Origin of the sequence: Paenibacillus sp. FSL R5-0908, from assembly GCF_038006245.1 — a bacterium.
Taxonomy (GTDB): domain Bacteria; phylum Bacillota; class Bacilli; order Paenibacillales; family Paenibacillaceae; genus Paenibacillus_AQ; species Paenibacillus_AQ odorifer.
Window position 1 is genome coordinate 4787378 of record NZ_JBBOUV010000001.1, and the last position, 18490, is coordinate 4805867.

17 protein-coding genes are annotated in these 18490 nt (G+C 43.2%); 3 read left to right on the plus strand and 14 right to left on the minus strand.

What is annotated here, in order from left to right; genetic code table 11:
* The first annotated feature begins 118 nt into the window (after positions 1-118).
* Complete coding sequence (locus MKZ09_RS21800) at positions 119-1165, plus strand: DUF418 domain-containing protein (protein ID WP_076201610.1); 1047 nt, start codon at positions 119-121, stop codon at positions 1163-1165.
* A gap of 132 nt (positions 1166-1297) precedes the next feature.
* On the opposite strand, the gene MKZ09_RS21805 is transcribed toward MKZ09_RS21800, so the two are convergent.
* The 4 genes from MKZ09_RS21805 to MKZ09_RS21820 all read right to left on the minus strand — a co-directional run bounded on the left by MKZ09_RS21805 (position 1298) and on the right by MKZ09_RS21820 (position 7652).
* Positions 1298-2938, minus strand: a complete 1641-nt coding sequence (locus MKZ09_RS21805) for an alkaline phosphatase (protein ID WP_076201607.1) — start codon at positions 2936-2938, stop codon at positions 1298-1300.
* A 171-nt stretch (positions 2939-3109) separates the two neighbouring features.
* Positions 3110-3484: a hypothetical protein gene (locus MKZ09_RS21810; protein WP_076201604.1), complete on the minus strand. Its 375-nt coding sequence runs from the start codon at positions 3482-3484 to the stop codon at positions 3110-3112.
* A 583-nt stretch (positions 3485-4067) separates the two neighbouring features.
* Positions 4068-6656 carry a metallophosphoesterase gene (locus MKZ09_RS21815; protein WP_076201601.1) on the minus strand — a complete coding sequence of 863 codons (2589 nt, stop codon included), beginning with the start codon at positions 6654-6656 and terminating at the stop codon, positions 4068-4070.
* Positions 6657-6743: 87 nt separating this feature from the next.
* On the minus strand, positions 6744-7652 hold the full coding sequence (locus MKZ09_RS21820; protein ID WP_341041266.1) for a chitosanase: 909 nt from the start codon (positions 7650-7652) through the stop codon (positions 6744-6746).
* Between the two features lie 235 nt (positions 7653-7887).
* Here MKZ09_RS21820 and MKZ09_RS21825 point away from each other — a divergent pair, with 235 nt between their 5' ends.
* Positions 7888-8727, plus strand: coding sequence for an AraC family transcriptional regulator (locus MKZ09_RS21825; RefSeq protein WP_076134421.1), 840 nt, complete (start codon positions 7888-7890; stop codon positions 8725-8727).
* Between the two features lie 20 nt (positions 8728-8747).
* Here the strand turns inward: MKZ09_RS21825 and MKZ09_RS21830 are convergent, their stop codons facing one another.
* The 3 genes from MKZ09_RS21830 to MKZ09_RS21840 form a co-directional block, all read right to left on the minus strand.
* Positions 8748-9398 (minus strand): polysaccharide deacetylase family protein, encoded by a 651-nt coding sequence (locus MKZ09_RS21830; RefSeq protein WP_256719147.1) that lies wholly within the window; start codon positions 9396-9398, stop codon positions 8748-8750.
* Positions 9399-9476: 78 nt separating this feature from the next.
* Complete coding sequence (locus tag MKZ09_RS21835) at positions 9477-10082, minus strand: YkoP family protein (RefSeq protein WP_081388925.1); 606 nt, start codon at positions 10080-10082, stop codon at positions 9477-9479.
* A 239-nt stretch (positions 10083-10321) separates the two neighbouring features.
* Entirely contained in the window at positions 10322-11590 is a 1269-nt protein-coding gene (locus MKZ09_RS21840) for a hypothetical protein (RefSeq protein ID WP_076201596.1), read from the minus strand.
* A gap of 269 nt (positions 11591-11859) precedes the next feature.
* On the opposite strand from MKZ09_RS21840, the gene MKZ09_RS21845 reads away from it, so the two are divergent.
* Positions 11860-12333 (plus strand): hypothetical protein, encoded by a 474-nt coding sequence (locus tag MKZ09_RS21845; RefSeq protein ID WP_076134418.1) that lies wholly within the window; start codon positions 11860-11862, stop codon positions 12331-12333.
* A gap of 101 nt (positions 12334-12434) precedes the next feature.
* Here MKZ09_RS21845 and MKZ09_RS21850 read toward each other — a convergent pair whose 3' ends face one another.
* From MKZ09_RS21850 to MKZ09_RS21880, 7 genes are all read right to left on the minus strand, one after another.
* Positions 12435-13643, minus strand: a complete 1209-nt coding sequence (locus tag MKZ09_RS21850) for a hypothetical protein (RefSeq protein WP_076201593.1) — start codon at positions 13641-13643, stop codon at positions 12435-12437.
* Between the two features lie 34 nt (positions 13644-13677).
* Complete coding sequence (locus MKZ09_RS21855) at positions 13678-15072, minus strand: hypothetical protein (RefSeq protein WP_076201590.1); 1395 nt, start codon at positions 15070-15072, stop codon at positions 13678-13680.
* Positions 15073-15196: 124 nt separating this feature from the next.
* Positions 15197-15748: a DUF4303 domain-containing protein gene (locus tag MKZ09_RS21860; protein WP_076201588.1), complete on the minus strand. Its 552-nt coding sequence runs from the start codon at positions 15746-15748 to the stop codon at positions 15197-15199.
* A gap of 63 nt (positions 15749-15811) precedes the next feature.
* On the minus strand, positions 15812-16117 hold the full coding sequence (locus MKZ09_RS21865; RefSeq protein WP_076201585.1) for a hypothetical protein: 306 nt from the start codon (positions 16115-16117) through the stop codon (positions 15812-15814).
* 33 nt (positions 16118-16150) lie between these two features.
* Positions 16151-16900 (minus strand): hypothetical protein, encoded by a 750-nt coding sequence (locus MKZ09_RS21870; protein WP_076134414.1) that lies wholly within the window; start codon positions 16898-16900, stop codon positions 16151-16153.
* A gap of 181 nt (positions 16901-17081) precedes the next feature.
* On the minus strand, positions 17082-17699 hold the full coding sequence (locus tag MKZ09_RS21875) for a hypothetical protein (protein WP_076201847.1): 618 nt from the start codon (positions 17697-17699) through the stop codon (positions 17082-17084).
* A 68-nt stretch (positions 17700-17767) separates the two neighbouring features.
* Positions 17768-18340 (minus strand): hypothetical protein, encoded by a 573-nt coding sequence (locus MKZ09_RS21880; protein ID WP_076201583.1) that lies wholly within the window; start codon positions 18338-18340, stop codon positions 17768-17770.
* Positions 18341-18490: the final 150 nt, after the last annotated feature.

The following is an 18490-nucleotide window of genomic DNA, read 5'->3' on the forward strand; positions in this document are numbered from 1 at the left end:
GAGTTGGAACAATTTATCAAATTTAAGGATCCTGTAATGTTGGCATCAATTTAATGTAAGGTTCGCAACTTATACTGACTCCTAGGCAAATAAAAATATTTTCAAAGGAGCACTATTAATGAACCCGTCCATCTCGCAAAAAGAAAGAATCATTTCACTCGACATCATTCGCGGACTTGCTCTTTTCGGCATTCTGCTTATAAATGTAGGAGCCTTTAAAGTTATTATGGAAGGAGATCCTTTACCAGACTATAGTGGCATTAATGGAATCATCCATAGCTTGATAATCATCTTCGTACAAAAAAAGTTCTTTTCTATTTTTTTATTCCTATTTGGTGTAGGTCTATACATTTTCGCCTCAAGAGCCGAAAGCCGGGGAGATAAACCCAGATGGCGTATGGCTAGACGTTTACTAATCCTTTTGCTGCTGGGAATCATTCATGTATTTATCTTTTGGGGAACCATTCTGCCCGCATACGCCATTATCGGATTGTTTCTGATCCCTTTTTATCACACAACGGTTTCTACACTTAAAAAGTGGCTTGTGGGTATGACATCCATTTACATCATTTCCTTAGTGGTAAAAATATTCCTACCTTCTCAAGGGGCAATCTCATCTATTCTTGATATTTTTTCAAATGACGCTATACAAATCTTTATTATGTTTTTAGCTGGTTTTTTAACCGCAAAGTCAGGTTGGCTGACACACATACAAGAATTATCAAGACCAATTCGATGGATTCAAATGGTATCATTTCTGTTGTTCATTGGTTTTTCACTATGGATTTGGAACGCTTCTCAAAATGGGAACAGCAATGTAGATTCAGTTACGGGCTTAGGATCTCTCCCAACTACTTTGTTCTACTTAACAACATTATTTCTACTATTAGAAAATAAACAAACGGTGAAATTCCTGAAGCCCATATCACGGGTGGGTCAAATGGCGTTTACAAATTATGTGGCACAAAGCATTATAGGGACGGCAATCATTTCAATGATAGGTCTAGAAGTCGTTTCACCAAAAGATATTCTCTACATCGCAGTTCTGATTTATTTTATTCAAATCATTTTTAGTAACATCTGGTTCAAGTTTTTTTCCATGGGACCTTTAGAAAAGGTTTGGCGCTTGATGACCTATGGAACAAAGCCTGCAATAAAACGATAAAAAGCTTCGCTTTCCTCAGCACAATTCAAGTCGAAATTTCTTATCTCAACCCAAAAACCCCTTTTAAAAAGGGGTTTTCAAGTTTAAGCGCTTTAACTTTTAGGCAACAGATCACAACATGAACTTTAAGAATTAGAGAATTAAGTCTAAAGCATCCTGCGAAATCCACACTTTATCTTTAATCATTACTGTCAGCACATTTAGTTTCGTTGTTTTGCCATCCTGTATGGCGATATTTTTATCTATAGGCAGCTTGAGAACTTGGCCTGCTTTTTTCACTACAACCACCGGATTATTCTTATCGGTCTTATCTAGGGTAATCGTAGCTCCTTTGGCCTTGAATTTATCACTGGATACGTATAATGTATCCTGAAGCTGCGCCAGATTGAGTCCGGTCACTTCTTGAATATACTTATTCACATCCGTATTCTGGATTACACCGCTGTTCATGAAATCGGTCGGTTTAAAATTAGCCGGATGATAGGCGAATAAGCCAACTTCCTCCGATGTGTGATCATCCGTAGAGAAGGTTACACCTATTTTATCCCCCAAAATTTTACCGATGACCGGCGAAAGGTTATCCTGCATTCCCAATCTGACTTGATCCGCTTCTTCTTTGGTTAGATCACTTAGTCCATAATTATCCGCAAGGACCTTTTTGAAATTGCTCTCATTAATACTGCCTTCAATGTAATAACTGGTATGCTTCGCTTTCTTCAGCACGGAGATTAGGTCTTTAGTAGAATCATAGTTCGTCATATTGAGCCCGCCGGTAGCATGATCCGAAACCGATAAAACTGCTGTATCTCCGTCTTTTTCTGCAAAGTCAACAGCGGCTTTGAAGGCTTTATCAAACGCTAAGGTCTCACTCATAATCCCCACTGGATCGTTATCATGACCATACCAGTCAATCTGGCTTGCTTCGACCATCAGAATAAAACCATTCTCGTTCTGTGACAACTTCTCTATCGCTACATTGGTCATTTCAGCAAGGCTCGGCTGCTTTTGCGGGTTCAGGTCAAAATCAGCATCCAGTGCTTCGGGGTTGAATAGACCCCAGATTTTATTGGTTTTAGAAGTCATTAAACCTGCTTTATCCGTTACGTATTCATATCCATTTGATTTCAGGATTTTGGTTAAATCTTCTCCGTCCTTGCGGTTAATGTCTTCTTTGCCGGGTACCAAATACCCCGAACCGCCCCCAAGTAGAACATCTACACCACTATACACCATCTGTTCTGCAATAGACTGCGCATTGTCACGCGTATATGCATGACTTAAAAATGTAGCCGGCGTCGCATCCGTTAATTCACAAGTGAATACCGTTCCTGTACTTTTCCCAGCCATTCTCGCTGCATCCATAAGGGTAGGCAGAGGTTTGTTCATGTCCTCTGGTTTAACTGCGCTTACGAAAGGCATCGTTATTCGGTCTGGAAGTATGGATACCGTCTCACTCTTAACCTTATGTCCTGTGGCATAAGCCGTAGCTCCCGCAGCGGAATCTGTGGTCAGTGAATCCGTAGAATAAGTTCTCACCAGCCCGCTAAAATATTTATCCATCGCAAGCGCCTGACCTCCCTGATACCATCTGGCCAAGTTCACATCGGATAAGCTCATCCCATCCGTAATAAACAGGATTACGTTTTTGACCGATTTGTTGGTAGCAGCATCAGAGTTATTGACTCCATCGGCGTAGGTCGTTCCGTTGCCTGCTGCAAGCAGACTGCAAACCATAACTGTACTGCAAATTCTCCCGATAACCTTTTTGCGCATTTGAATCCTCCTCTAGCAGATTTTGTTAAGTACGTAACTAGTTTAAAGGAGGATTGTTTGCGGGAGCAGCACCTATTCTCTTATTTTATATTAAATTCTATGCATATTTTGTCTTGAACTGTGCTACTGATATTTGTAAAAAAGGGGGCCCTAAGGGCCCCCCTTGCATTATTATTGTCTTATTACGAGGACATCTCGAGGTGCTCTACCCCTGCTTTGAATTTGGGAAATTTCGGAGCTTGTAAGGATACGGCCTACCAATATCAACGAAGATGTGACATTATTAAAGTTAAAATTATTCAAGTTCGCTACGTTTTGGCTGCCACGGAACACACGGAACGATCCCTGAAAGTTAATTCGTGAAAATAGTACAAGCGTTACTTGAGAGCTCTCCACAACATTTCTGAGTCGGAAACTCGAAAGAACGTTGTTAAACCGAAACGCTCCAAGATCACGAACCGCAACTCCTCCACGTCTGAATCGAATCCGGCGATTGGTAAAATTAGTACCTGACCATAGAGCAAGACGTACATCACTGTTGGCCAACTAAATCAACTCCTTCTCTGAGATTGATATAGTCTATTAACAACTTCAAAGAACGGTACAAGACAAATATAGTTGCACAAATGTTTGTTTTTCAGATTTCCCTACAGTGGTATTATCCAACTCACCGAGTCGAACCATGGATATGTTAGCAGTCGAAGTAATTTTCCAGTTATATTCGTCTAACTATTAGGCACTTTCTTATATGTTAGGAGCGAATATGAAAAGAATAATTCATGCATTCGGGTATTTAGGTAGTACAATGTTAGCTGCAGCTATACTTTCATGGATCTGCGTATTTTTGATTCACGGCTTACTTGGTGTCTATGCATGGATAGCACTTAAATTTATCATCCCAATTCTAGGTTTCGTAGGCCCCATCCCAAACCCTCTTGCCGATTCTGGCCGAAGGTCTGCCGTTATACTTTGAAGGGACAAAAGTCACGCCAATGCGCAAGAATCATGATCTGGTAAAAAGTGAAGTTATCTTTCCGAGGAGTTACCGGAGGAAGAATGGACAGCTTCAACAACTATGAAAAAAAGACGTTAACGGATGCCCAAGCTCCGTCAACGTCTCCTCTATCATTCATTTCATTTCTGCCTCTACTGGAAGCGAGTTATTTCTTATCCCCACTGCTTTAATAACGAAATTGTAGACTTTATTAGAATCTACACCATTTAATGTATAGCTGTAACTCGTCTGACCGCTTACCGTCGGCACATACACGCTCCAATTTGTGCTGACTTTATCATTTTTCTCGTAAATCCGATAACCTCGCACAGGCTCAGAGCTATTTACTGGCGCTTTCCACGAAAGAACTGCACGGTTCCCTGACTGTCTTACTGCACTTGGATTTTCGACAATGCCGGGTTTGACGTCAGTCCGTTTAATACTGTAAGCATCATAGACGGCAAGAGGTTTATCTTTAACTGCTGTGTAGGATGTGAATTTCAGCACGTCGCTTGTAATGGAAACATCTACGAACATTTTCTTATTGGGCTGATCGTTTTTTGCTGCAAAAAAAGTGTCTGCATCTGGATTAATGGCATAAAATTTCGAAGCGGCCGAGTTGCCCATCAGATACACGGTCCCTTTGGGATTCAGCACATTTCCTTGCTCATCGGTAATAACATTCTTAATCGGAACGTTGTTCAGCATTTGAAAAGACCTCATATACATATGGTCATGTCCCTCAAACACCATATCCACACCCAGCTCATCAAATACAGGAATTAGATATTTCCGGTAAAATTCTACCCGGTCGCTTTCTGCCGAAGCATTATCCCCTGAAGAATACGCTCCCTTATGCATCGAGACGAATTTCCACTTCTTGTCGGTCTTTGCCACTTGATTCCGCATCCATTCCAATTGCTTCGTGAACTGAATATCCGCTTTATACGGCTTGACCTCCCCTTCGTACTGGGAATTGATTTGCATAAACAGGGCATCACCGTATTCGAAAGCATATACCGAACCGTCGTGAGCACCCGTTCCGACATCTTTTGGAAGATTAAAATGGTTATAGAAGTTGTTATTCGGATAATCCTCTATCTCATGGTTGCCGATAATCGGTGCAAATGGCACATTGGCAAATTCTTTTTTTGGCACACCTAAGAACCACTGCCACAGCTGCTCCAGATCACCGTCATCCGTTAAATCCCCTGTAAGAAGAACAAACTTGGGATCTACCGTTTTCTCAATAGCTCTCTTAAAAGTATCCTGCCAAAGATCGAAATTCGATTTACTTGAGCCTTGGGTGTCGGTTACATAGAGGAAATGGAAATCCTGATTATCCGCCTTGTCCGTGGTAAAAGAACCCGCCTCGCTCCAGCCGTCCGCATCACCGTTACCGGCCCGGTAGATATACTTGGTTCCAGGCTTAAGACCGCTTGCAATAACCTTGTGGCTGGCGAACTTTTTATACTTTTTGGAGCTTCTGTCTCCTGATGTCATTAAGGTTTCAATAACTGTTGCGCTGCCCTCATAAGAAGCTGCCAGTTGTTCCGGGAACTCGCTTCCTCCCGCATTGGAGGCCTCCACTACTTGCACTACTGTACCTCTGACGGTTTCGGCTGTATACCAGTCAAAGGCAATACTTGTCTTTGGATCTCCATTAAAAGTCATATTCAGCAGCGTTGGTGTTTTGATCCCGGTATCCGGAGACTTCGTCTTAAAACTCCAGGTAATATCGTTCTCAGGTGTCCGGCCATCCGTAGTCCCCTTAACAAGCTCTTTAGGGACGGTCACGTTGTAAGTTTTGCCGGCAGTGAAATTAGGGTGGCTGACTTTGACTGTGTCTTGACCGAGGAGTGAAGCAGAAATGTTGGTAAGAGGAAGATTGTTTTCTGTAATTACAACTTGATAACTACTGTCGAGGCTGATGGCTTTGTTAAACTTCACTATGATCTCTGCATTAAGGGAAACATCTGCAGCCCCTGAAGCGGGAGCTTTGCTTACCTCAAGTGTAGGAGTGTCCCCAGGTTCGCCGCTGCTGCGTGTTCCTTTAATTATCACATCTTTGATTCTGCTTGAGCCTGAGCTGGACACCGTTCCCCCGCTTACGCTTTTCGCAGAGTTTACCACCCAGCGGATATAGAGTACATCTTGATTGTTTGTTCCGGCAGGTAAAGCGAGGTTAGTTAATTTGCAGGAATTATTGGAACAATTAAAATTGTTCTGGGCTAGAACAAGGTTGGCGCCCGTAACATCTGTCCATTCCTGTTGATCTATACTGTATTGCACCTTAAAATCCCTGGGCCCTGTACTTGAAGAGGTTTGCTGTGAAGAGAGGAAGATACCTTCGAAGCCTTTGGTCGAAAGCGTGGCAAGCCAGTATTTTAGGCCCGTTCCTTCATGCCAGCCCTGGTTACGTACGCTGTTCTCACTTGACTCATAGGTGTACGCATCCGTATTAGTTCCTACATCACGAATGGATGAAGACGTCTGATATACCCCGCCTGTAGCTGGAAATACACCGTTTTCGCCTTTGTCTTTAAAAATCCACTGGGCAATCGTTTCCTGAACTGCAGTTGCTTCACTTACAAGGTTTTCCTCAATTTCTTCCCTTCCTGCTGAGACAAAACCGGTCAACTCCATGGCAAGCAGCAAACCTATAACCATTAGACTGATTACCTTGTAAAATCTATTTTTGAGATAAGATTGGTTGTTATCCATTCAGCCCATCTCCCTCTTCCTTAATCTCACTTATCATCGAACCGCCGTCTCCGAGAAGAACGGCGGTTCTGCTACCTTTACCTACTGTTATTGGAGTTCCCAGTCGGTGACTTGAAGAATTGCCGAATCTGCACCCTTCAGGTCTGTCTCTCCCATGTTCAGCAAATTGCTCCACTGCTTCACACGGTTCTTGCCGTTAGGTGGAGAGTTGTACTCATTAGTATCCACAATCTTGGTCCGTTCTTTATAAAATTTGGTCATAAAAGTCTTCTCATCTGTGCTGCTTCCGGATTTACCCAAAAGCCCTTGAAGGGTCTCGGAGCCGCCGGTAGCTCCATGGTTCAGCGCTGCATCCACGAAGGAACCAATAGTTAATGCCGAGTTAAAGCCGCGTTTGCGGGCCTGCTCCACACTGTATTTAATATAGATATTGTAGAACGTTTTCCACATAGCCTCTCTCCACTCGGGATCATTTTGCAAATTGCCGATTTTTCTGCAGAAGCTCTCTTCGCTTTCATTGATTTCGAGGATCTTCCCTTTCATCGAACCCTTAACACCGATCCGGGCCAATGCGCCTTTAACCGAAGGATTACTCGCGCCTTTGGCAGCGTCATATGCCTTGAACAGATCCGGACCGTCGGGACCAGTATCATTTGAGCCGCCTGTAGTCGCACCGAATATTCCAATCGTATACCCGCGGTCATCATCAATATCTTCACAATATCCGTAAAAATCGATCCAGTTCAGATCGTCCTGCTCCGGTTTGTTGACAAGCATCATAATATTGTTCCACTGCTCACCATCCAGACCTGTATTGTCACGCAAGAATTGAAGTGTAGCCGGTGAGAAATTAGAATCAGGGTTCCCTGCCGCATAACTTTTCTGTTGAGATGAAATGGACAGACTGGCATAAGAAAAAATCATTGAAAAACTGAGCAGAATCATCAATGAAAATTTCATCTTCTTGAAAACCTTACTCTTCGTTGAATTTAGCACCGCAATCTCTCCTTTAATTGAATAGTTTAAGCGCTTTAACTTTTAGTGGCAGTGAACCTTATCCCTAACCTATCTGAGCATGACAGTCCTCCTTTTACCAACACTTGGTAATTCAATTCAAGCTTATCTCAAAAACTTTGTCCAAACAGCACGTATTTTCTTGTAAATATTAATTTTTATACATATGTTGCTACAAACCCTAGATTAAGTCTACAATCCTCTTAGGAGGTGCTGAATGAAACCGGTATTTTATGAGTCTACTCTTTTTGACATCAGCCGCAAGAAACAGGTATACACCAGCATGCCTTCAAGACACTATCATGATGCATATGAGATTCTGTATTTAATATCCGGAGATTTTTATTATTTTATAGGGGACAGAACTTACCAGGTTGCGGGCGGAACACTGTTATTTATGGATGTTCACGAAATGCACAAACTGGTCAATTCCGGCTGCAATATGTATGAACGGGTTACACTCCTGTTTAAAAAAGAATTCCTGCAGCATTTCTGCACCGGCAGTCAATGTGAGGAACTGCTCGAATTGTTCAAAAGTGATTACCGCGCTTTGAAGATGACCGGGATGGATCAATATTTCATCGAACAGCTTTTTCAGAAAATGATCCAGGAGGGGAAGAAGCAAGCCCGCGGATATGAACAGTACCAACAAATCTTATTGGTGGAGCTGCTTCTCTATCTTAATCGCAAACTATTTGACAGCCGCGTAGCTTCATTTGTAGAATCCAATCGTACACATAAGAAAGTCCTGGATATCGTTAATTATGTAAATCAACATTATATGGAACCGCTTAAGCTCTGTGAGATTTCACGGCAATTCGACATAAGCTCTTCCTACCTTTGCCGCACTTTTAAAGAATCCACCGGGTTCAGCTTCATTGAATATATCAATAACATCCGCATTAAAAAAGCGCGTGATTTGCTGGTTGGCTCTTCTTTTAATGTTACAGAAATTGCAGGAATGGTTGGGTTCGATAACACCTCCCACTTTGGACGAACCTTCAAATTAATAATGGGCATCTCGCCGCTCTGCTTCCGCAAACAATTTAAGTCTTAATAACAAATCACTGGAATACGTTAAGACATTTCATCAAGCCGAACAAATTGCAGGTTTCTTGTCTGCAGTTGGTTTAGCACTTCTTCTAAAGCTTGCAGCATAAAATAAGGAGCATGCCGGTCCGCGCCCGCAGTCTCTCCACTGTCGTGAAGTAAAACAACGGAGCCATCGGTGATTCCACCTAATAGAATGGCCTGCATCCAGGTTTGACAGGCCCGGACGTTCCAGTCACTCGCCTTCAGCGACCATAAAACAATTCGATACTGCTTGTGCCGAAAGAAATCAAATAGATTAATTAATCCCCAGGGTGGACGGTAATGATTGGGTCTGATTCCGACAATAGACTCTATAATATCAGCGGAGCGTTCCAGGTGTTCTCGCCTAATAGTACTGGGCAGCATCAGCCAATTAGAGGTATGGCAGTAATTATGGATGCCAATCTGATGGCCTTCCCGATCCATTCTTCTGATCAGATCTGGATACTGCTCCGCTCGCGATCCAAGCACGAAAAAAGTAGCCTTCACTTGATGTAACTTCAATAAATCCAGCAATTCCGGTGTATATTTCGGATGTGGCCCATCATCGAAAGTGAATGCCACCTGTTTTTCTACCGTTCCTTTACGAAAGACACCCAAGCCGCTCACTCGCGTAATTAAACTTGGAATAAACATGTAAAGAGTAGCGGCACATAGTATTCCTACTATCAGATAAGTAAGTATGATTACACCTCCTTATAACAAGCTTAAGTCCTATCCAGAGTAGTTCTGTCCGGGTGAGAATCGATTTTTCAGTGAGGCGCGTGAATGGATCAGTAACATCGGGACCAGTTGCTCTGTTCGCCGATTGATTCGTTGTCTCCCTTCTGGATGCATGGCAGACAGCAGCAATCGAAGATAGATGGTGGTGATGCGTTCGAAAACGCCGGACTTTATGTTTTGTTGTTCAAAACCAAGACCGTGTGTTAATCCCCGATGGAGCAGTGTAATCCCCAATAAAGCCTTGACCTGCCTGAACTCGGACTGCGATTCGAAGGCTTCGTTGATTTGCTGCATTGATTTGCGCAGCATGCGAGCCGTTTGCAGTGCGGCACGATCCGATCCTTCGGACCGGATCAACTTCAGGATTCTTTCATTGTCGAGGTGGAGTTCTCCCACCCACTCTCCTTGATTGATGACCGTGGCGTCTTGGCATACAATAGGCTGTCCCCGGTGCTTTTTTAGCATCACGGTACATATACCAAAGCGTGACTTATGCGATCCGCGAAAATGTGAAAGCAACGCAAAAGCTTTTTCCCACATCATCCAGACGGACTGCACCGTGGTTTTACGTATTTTGAAACCCAACTCATTCACCATCCTTAAAACGGTTATAGTCTCACATTTATACAATTTACCTATCGGAGCTTTCTTTTTTCTTAACGTCTACTTTTATTTGACGCTGTACACCGAAGTTTCTCTGCGTGTAAATCAAATTTCCATACAATTATTTTCATAAGTCTAAATTTTTGGCATCCAACTACATAAAGAAAAACCCATGTCTCTTGGACATGAGTTTCGGATGTTATCTTTTTGACTAAATCAATCTGGTTTCACTATCATTCCAAGCTACCCAACTCTACCACATCTCCGCTAGTAGCCTTCACGGCATAATTACAATCCAGCTTCCCGCACAGCACATACTTCGTCTGCCCAGGATTATACACATAGACGGGTGTTAATTCGAACCATCCCTTGAGCTTATCATAAGCTTCGTCATGGCTCACAGCAATTTCCCCTTCGCTCTTGAATTCATCAAACGTATCGAGCATTAGCTTGTTATCCATATAATTTATAACCTTATAATTGTTCGTATCGATGAACAGGAAAAGCTTACGCTGAAAAATACGATTACTTGGCGCATTCATCCTCAATGTCGCTTGAATATGTCCTCTTTCCCGATGTAAAGTCTTCAATATCCATTGTCCGGACTCATCCGGATAGAGCTGGCTTAAACCAACTTCGACTGCGGTTATACATTGGGCTTGTTCTATGTCTGTGATTGAAAATGAATCTGGGTGCGGCTCACGTGCTATTGCCTGTTCGATTGTAACCACCTCTTGCAGACGAATCTCCGTCCTTGCGAACTGTTTCGTGTCCGCTTGCTCCCATTGCATTACTTGATCAATATTCAGTCGTGCTCTCGTACCTGATATCATCTCAAATGGGATTGTGGTTGTTCCATCATTTGTAATGTAGATTTCTTCTATCCCATAGATCGGCAAGAGATGCTTCATCTCGTACACTGGATATTCTATAAGCTGTAGTTGGTTTTTCGCCAGTGGCTCTACCGCTTGAAGCGTGAGAGAATAATACTCTTTTTGCACAAGGGAGCTGGAAGGAAACTGGCCATATACACTATAAAAAATAATTCTACCTTCCGTATCGAAGCGTAACTCCATTCGCCCGCCAAGAGAGATGGGTATACCGTCTATACATTCGGCAAAATGATATTCTCCTCTTTCTACCTTCACTAGATAGAATTGTTTACCATATTCAAGCCCTACTTCAGCTTCCATCCACTGAATAACGCTGTTTAATTCAATGTTTTGGAATGGTGTTCGATTTGCATAAGATTTCCCTCCAACAAAAATAACACTTTTATAGTTATTGGATAGCAAGTCAAGCGTAATGACTGCAGTTCCTTCCGGATTATAATCTTCCTTCCATTCCTTAATGTGAGAAGGAAACCATTCCATACTAAGCAAATAGTCGGTTTCTCCCAGCATCGTAACTTCGCGATAAATTTCATTTGTATGTAAGTAGTAGTTGTCCAATCCATAGGTTTGCTGTGTAGCATTAACTAGTTCTTTGATTCGGAAATCCATATCAGTGCACCCCACAAAATTGATGCCTATATCATATCATTACTTAGCAATGATTATGAAGCGCAGCGAACTCATATCTGCTATATATTCTACGAGCTTATGTAATGGGTTTTGCTGGTGTTCAGAAAATGATCAGTAGCCTGGGGTTTAATAAGGCAGAGTGTATCAATCGATTGTACAAGTCAGGAAAATTCACCCTGCTGACTCACAACCTTATCAGAATTCTAAACGTGTATAGTGAACACATATTTTAATGGAGGTATATCATCATGATTGACATCATCGACGGAAATGCGGCATTAATACATTTTTTTCCACTTCCGGCGCATCTTTATTCTAAGAATATTGCTTGTATTGTTGCTGTAGCTCATGCAGAAGAACGGGGTCCAAATTTAACAGGCCTCATAAATGCTTTATACTCAAAGGGATATACAGACCTTGATCATCTATTAAATTCCACATGGAAAAAACTATACCAAGTTCCGAGGTTGGGCCAGCAAAGACTAGTGCTTCTACTTAGTTTACTCGAACGAATTTCTGCAGATCCCAAGACCATAGAAAACTATACAGCTTTCCCTCATGTTCCCATCCACAGTAAAAAAGAAATGAAAGAATTAACTTTAAAGAGGATCATTAAGAAGTATAACGAAACATCTGTAGAGGTATTAACTGAAGACAGCGAAAAAGAAGCTCGTTTAAAGAAAATTAAAGATAGACTCCGAGAAATGGGGATGATCGTATAACAAAACCCCGCCAGTATAGTGAAGTGCACCCCTTAGAATAGACATTGGATAATCCTCTGGTCAATCCGATTTCTATTCTAGGGGTGTGACTTTCAATTCATTTAGTAATCGCGCGCTGCATCGAACCAGCGTTGAGCCATCTCCTCTGTGATAGGCTGGCCAATCAGGTGGTCAGACTGGCTAAGTTGCCATACCGCTTCACCAAGATCTTCTCGTTCGGTGGTTTCGATGCCCTTAAGATTGTTGAAGCGCACGGTGAAAGCGGTAATGGCGGTCTCGGCCTCAGCAAAGCTACAGGCCTCGGACAAGGTTACCTGTGCAACGTTGTAAGCTTCATTAGCCAGCTTGGCTAGACGTTTAGCCCAGGAGGAGAATGGACGGCCAAACTCGGTCGTCCACCACTCTGGCTTTCGTAATTGGCTCACTGAAGCATGGTCGGTCCAAGGACGGGTTTCAGCACGAGTTTTCATTTGCTTTTTTAGACGCTTGCCAGCGCTTTCTTCGACATTGTAGGCGATAAATCTGTCAAGTAACGGCCACGCGTTCAAGGTCGGAAAGTCCCCCAGATCAGGCATGAAGCGCAGCTCCAGATTCGTTAACTCGGTATGATGAGCCAATAGATTCAAATCGCAGAAGTTTCCCCACAAACTCAGTGATTTAAGGTTTGGGTACCGGTTTAGACACTCTAGCGAGATAGGCTGTCCCAGCGGTGCGTTATGTAGCGTCAAACTCGTTACCTGGTGCAGCTCCCCCATATCGGGCAGCAAAAAAGGGGGATCATTCTTACGTCGGCCGGTGCGCGGTGCAAGTGTAAGAGAAGATGGCATATCGCCTGTGGCCGAGAAGCGCGAGAGATCACCGGACACACTCAGGCGGAAAGGCTGCTTCGGAAGTATTAGGCTGAGGGACCTCCCGGCTGGTTCCAACTCGACATGCAAGCCATGCAAATTGGACTGACTGGCATCCGCCACCGTGTCTGCAGACAGGATCGGAGTCCATGTCATCTCTTCTATGGGACGTTTCTGTGCCCAGTCAAAAAAGCCTGAATCACTGCCTGTATAATGCAGAAATCGCGGCCAGGGAGAGCCAGCCGGTGTGGCAAAGACATCGAATACGGTCCAATCGATTGGCGCATCAGACGCGACATGAAGGTCAACCTTTTTCCCCAATTGCGACGGACCCATGGATAGACTGCCCACACCGGGCTTAAGGACAAGAGTATGACTAAGTGGACCTGTCAGATTGATAGGATAACTACCAACTTCTCTAACAGAACCAGCTGAAGGACCAGCTTGGCTATCATTTGGCATTTCTATCATCCTTTCCTCTAATGCATTTCAAGATCTAACTATTCACACCTGACTCTATCTTCTCAGTAATAAATTGTTTGAATCTTGTAAAATACCGCTCTGATGCTTCCCAGCGCCTAAGATCCAAATAGGACATGTCCTGCTTGCCATATTGATCGGGCGGCTGATAATGCCGGGAAACATAAGTTCCATTGTCCACTGTGTAAAAATAAAACGCTTCATCTGGAGTCCTGATTTCAATCCGACCATGTAGAAGGTCTCCGTCCTCGTCCGTATGCGTTTGACGGAAGCTGTAACATTTGGAGCCGTCCCAGAACCCGCCATTCTCCTCCACTTCCGAATATAATTCCTGAATTACAGTGTGTTGCAAAATGTCTTCCACATACTGTACCTCAATGTTTCGTAAATAAAGCTCAGCCATATTAACGCAGGTCAACAACATCGTCCAGCAATCGCTAATCTCTGCTAGTTGTTCCTGAGACTCTTCTGTAATGTCCTCCCACTCAGACCCTTCTTCTATGATTCTTTTCAACAAACCGACAGAATGATCTTGCTCCAGCCAAATATAATAGTGATGCCGGTTATCATTCATATAAACGCTAAGATCCCGCTCATCCCCGTCAGCATCAATATGCTCCAGTTGAACTTTAAAAAAAACGTCTTGCTCCCGAAAATTAAAAGAAGGTTTATCATTTGGCATTAAAATACACTGCGTCAACTTCAATATATTTTCTTCATTGATCGTGTTATGGGTGAAATATAAATGAACTGCGTTCTTACTAGTGGGGGATTCATTTATTTTTTTAAGAGCAGAACGGCCTTCTTTAATTACGTTCACCAGTGTGCCAAAGGAAAAGTCCTCCTCTTCCTCTTCCATATCTAAAAAAACTTCATCGATCAACACTTCATGTATGTCCACAGGAAGCTCCTGAAATACGCCGTCCCCCTCCCACACATTTACTAAGCAGGCGATCGATTTATGTCCGTCCACATTGAAACTGTACTCGTCATCCTGAACTAAAACCGCAGCGCTGAGATCACCTTTAACAATCGTTTCCCCATGATTGTAGGAGCCGCATAATATTTCCTCAATCATCAGGTTGCCCGAAACATAAATTTCCTGACCGCCTACAGCTATATTTTTTGCACTCATATTACCGGTCACCAAAAGCCCTATGGCGCCATCCGTTTCTTTATTATAAAGATTGTCTACAGTAAAATTTCCTTCTATAAAAATGATGATTACCTCTTTTTGTTGCGGGAAAGGTTGCTCCCAATCTAAATTAAGAGAAGACAGCGTCAAATCCCCTTCATAGTAAGCGGCAAGTTGCTCGTCACTAAAATCTTGGTAAAACTTCGCCCACCAAGATCCTTCGGGAAATTTATCTGCTAGTTGGCTAATAGGAATGAATCGGAAAAGATTGCTCATAAATTATTTTTCCCTTCATTTTAAAATTTCTATTATTTTCTCACATACCGCAAGGCTTACCCCTTGCGTAATCTCGACCATTTTAAATCCGAATATAGTAGACGGTTTCCGAAAGAGGAGGCTTCTACTCCGCCGCTTCCGCCAACCATACTTGCATAGCTGGAGATTCCGCCCGATTCAAACGGAGGGCAATTTCAGTATTGATCTCATCCGGCGGCATGACTTCGACAAGGACGCATACTGACTCTCGCAGTTGATTCAAGGCAAACATACCTTCATCATCGAGTATTTTCATCGCCAGCTCCATGGCCTTCAGCCTCAAATCAAACTCGCGATTCCCTTCGTCACCCTCAAGATCCGCAATGAAAGAACGCTCGGTAAATCGTTGTTTAACATTATCAAAGTTCTCATCGCCGAAACAACAATAGGGCGAATCCGCATAAGACCATTGGATAAGTTCCGCAATAGTCGATGCCGGTGTGTCACTTTCGAATCCTTGCCTGGCTGATTCTACCTCCAAAGCTTCCCACGACCAGGCGGAGATACTTGGCGCATGTCCCTCGCCAGTAGTGTATAGAGTACAGTAATAGTAACGTTCGCCATTTTCAAAAAGAGTGCGAAAAGACGTTCTAGCAGCATCGGCGATCTCTATCGCCAGCCTCTCTATTTCTTGCATCGGCTTCCTCCTTTCCGTTAGTGGATCCGCTCAGGCAGGATGTCTTCTATTTGCTCCAGTCTTCTAGAAATGATATGGCGGTGCTTTTTCTACTACAAGGTTATCAGGATGAACATCAGTTGGCTCATAGTCATTCATACGGAGAAGGATATACTCAATCTCTTCCAATGGTATCTGCAATTTCTGGCTGACTTCATAAAGCTCCATGTCTTGCGAAAGTAGTTTCCGTGCTTGATTTAACTTTCCATTTAGCCAATTGTTTTCGAGCATCCATTTTATCTGCATGCTTATTATATTTAGCAACTGACTCTGACAAATTGACCCACACACGTTCCATGTGTATCCAAAGTAAAAAATAGTTTCATGCATACCTCCCTCTCCCAGACTTACGGAGCACCCAGATCAGCTGTTATTTTCTGAAATCGCTTCGCAGCCTTTCGACAAGAACCACCGCTCCATTACGGCAAACGCCTGCCCCGTATCCTGTTCATAGAAGACCGCCACCTCTTGCTGGTAGGCATAATTCAATCGTACATAGCCTCCCAGCTGCCGGTAGAACAGGAAACAAACATAGGCATTCTCAATGGACAAATCCGGCGGAAATTCATGTTGGCACAATTCGGCCAGTTCGGGTAGTGTAAGCTGGTCCTTCCCTTGTGGCAAGCGCAAAAAGCGATGGCTTCGAGTGCCCGTCCACGGTTCATAATAGACACTCTCCCCTTGACTGATTCCATACACCTGACGATATATTTCGTCCAGCACCAAAGCGTACATCCCCTCGTCTTCCTGCTCCCGTACCTGCAGGAAAATCGCCTTCACGTGCTCCGCATGCCGAGGTAGCCAGAGCAGCCCAGCTGTCTGGGAATGTACTGCCAGAAAATCTCCGTCAACCGTTGTACCTATAACGATACACTCACCGATCTGTTGCTCAGTAATGGGGCTATTCTCGTCATGCTCCCATAATCCGTACTCTGCAAAAGGTTTAAGCACCTCCACATCCGGAAACTGAACATTCAGCCACCCTCTGTAAGTCCCTTCGCCGAATCGCCGCAAAAACCGGAGGTAGCCCGGTGGATAAACAGTGCCGTCTTCCTTCGCAAGTACTTGGTTTTGGTCATCAGACAGCGGTTTTGGCCGAGATACGATGTACATAAATACTCCTCCTGCTGCCCCCAACATGCAACTCTTCCAGATAAGAGAATTCTTTAAAATATTGCAGGTTGAGCAGCTTTTTTATCCAAGATAATACTGAAATTTTAGAGAGTGCAACATATCAAACCCCAATTTTTGAATTCTCCAGCTTGGCCAATGCCTCGGTGTAATTTGCCCTGAACTATTTTCCACCCATCACAAGCCCATATTTATTGAAAATCCACGATTTGCTCAAATCTTGCATCGCACCATGGCTTATACGCACAGAAGGCTTTTGCTCCTTCATAGCATCTGCATCATGCGCCGAGAAACGAAGCGGCTTTGTCATTTTTTTAATAGCACCCGTTATTTCATCGAAAAACGTATATGTCAACGGCTTATGGTTCCTAATATCCTCATAAATATAATACTTCCCTTTTTCATCTTCCAAATCTATTTGAAAGCCTTTAGGAAATGATAGCAAGATACACGGCAGTTCATCCTCTGCCCATTGTCCATAATATGGAAAATAGACACTCTCATTTCTCGCAAAAAATCCAGAGCTTTCATTATCAGACGTAACAGAAATGGAATAAACAAGGAAAGGGGAACCCCCATCCCTTTTTTGTTCTGCCGTAAAATAATGATAAAAGGTCTGATACGCCTCATACACCTGATTCAGATCATGCTCTGTCTGGGCATAATTGGTTAGATGAAATTGCGCTTGCTTATGTTCAAAAAGCTTCAAAACGCTTTCAAACTCTTCCGGCCTGATGAAGAATCTAAGCTTATAAAATCCGCTGTTCATTAATCTATCCATTTCTTTTCGCTCACCGCCATGCACTAAAATGTCATCTCAGCTGTCCTTAGCCATTTGCTCGTGTATTTTCAAAATTCATATTTCACAAATCGTTTTCTGAGAGTTTCTTCGTACGGGATCCACTCCCAATCACTCCATAAAGACATACTTACGAGTTCTGACAGCTTATCTACGGCTTGTCCCGGACTCGTTATGTCAATGAAGCCGTCAAAATCCTCATTACGGATATCCAACGCTTTTCGCAGGTAGTCGTCATTGAGACGCTCTTCCCGGAGTTGTTCATATTCATCCCTCGTCCACTGCTCACAAAAGATCTTTTCGGCCTGAATGTCTCCATTCTCGAACAACGACAACTCGAATATTTCCTCATTCATATATCCGGCGGTCATCACTGGCTCTCCGATAAGCTGGGACAACGTTTTGCCGGCCTCCTTCACCGTACCCCATACAAAGTAATCGTGGAGCACGCTGATCCAGTTCTCGTTGCTTTTGCTTACGTACATGACAACTTTGCTCTCTGGAGCCTCATGATTTGACTGGCCTAATACTTTGGCATGCCCTTCGCTAAGCTCTCTTAATGCTTTGACAGTCTTCTCAAGGTTGTTCGACTTGATATGCAAATTTGCGAATGATCTTCCCACGTAATGGCCTCCTCAAATCGCTTTTTTTTTACTCAGTCGGATTCTTATTTATATCCTATTGATCGGTTCTATGAATGTCTCATATTTCCATTATAGTGATCGCTTGTCCTGAGTCTACCTACTTTTCACCTGGATTTTGGTAATAACTTT

Coding starts and splice junctions, on each gene's coding strand:
- MKZ09_RS21805 (WP_076201607.1), bottom strand. CDS start 2,938: ATGCGCAAAAAGGTTATCGGGAGAATTTGCAGTACAGTTATGGTTTGC.
- MKZ09_RS21850 (WP_076201593.1), bottom strand. CDS start 13,643: ATGCCAAATGATAGCCAAGCTGGTCCTTCAGCTGGTTCTGTTAGAGAA.
- MKZ09_RS21845 (WP_076134418.1), top strand. CDS start 11,860: ATGATTGACATCATCGACGGAAATGCGGCATTAATACATTTTTTTCCA.
- MKZ09_RS21865 (WP_076201585.1), bottom strand. CDS start 16,117: ATGCATGAAACTATTTTTTACTTTGGATACACATGGAACGTGTGTGGG.
- MKZ09_RS21825 (WP_076134421.1), top strand. CDS start 7,888: ATGAAACCGGTATTTTATGAGTCTACTCTTTTTGACATCAGCCGCAAG.
- MKZ09_RS21815 (WP_076201601.1), bottom strand. CDS start 6,656: ATGGATAACAACCAATCTTATCTCAAAAATAGATTTTACAAGGTAATC.
- MKZ09_RS21835 (WP_081388925.1), bottom strand. CDS start 10,082: ATGGTGAATGAGTTGGGTTTCAAAATACGTAAAACCACGGTGCAGTCC.
- MKZ09_RS21830 (WP_256719147.1), bottom strand. CDS start 9,398: ATGTTTATTCCAAGTTTAATTACGCGAGTGAGCGGCTTGGGTGTCTTT.
- MKZ09_RS21855 (WP_076201590.1), bottom strand. CDS start 15,072: ATGAGCAATCTTTTCCGATTCATTCCTATTAGCCAACTAGCAGATAAA.
- MKZ09_RS21875 (WP_076201847.1), bottom strand. CDS start 17,699: ATGGATAGATTAATGAACAGCGGATTTTATAAGCTTAGATTCTTCATC.
- MKZ09_RS21860 (WP_076201588.1), bottom strand. CDS start 15,748: ATGCAAGAAATAGAGAGGCTGGCGATAGAGATCGCCGATGCTGCTAGA.
- MKZ09_RS21870 (WP_076134414.1), bottom strand. CDS start 16,900: ATGTACATCGTATCTCGGCCAAAACCGCTGTCTGATGACCAAAACCAA.
- MKZ09_RS21800 (WP_076201610.1), top strand. CDS start 119: ATGAACCCGTCCATCTCGCAAAAAGAAAGAATCATTTCACTCGACATC.
- MKZ09_RS21840 (WP_076201596.1), bottom strand. CDS start 11,590: ATGGATTTCCGAATCAAAGAACTAGTTAATGCTACACAGCAAACCTAT.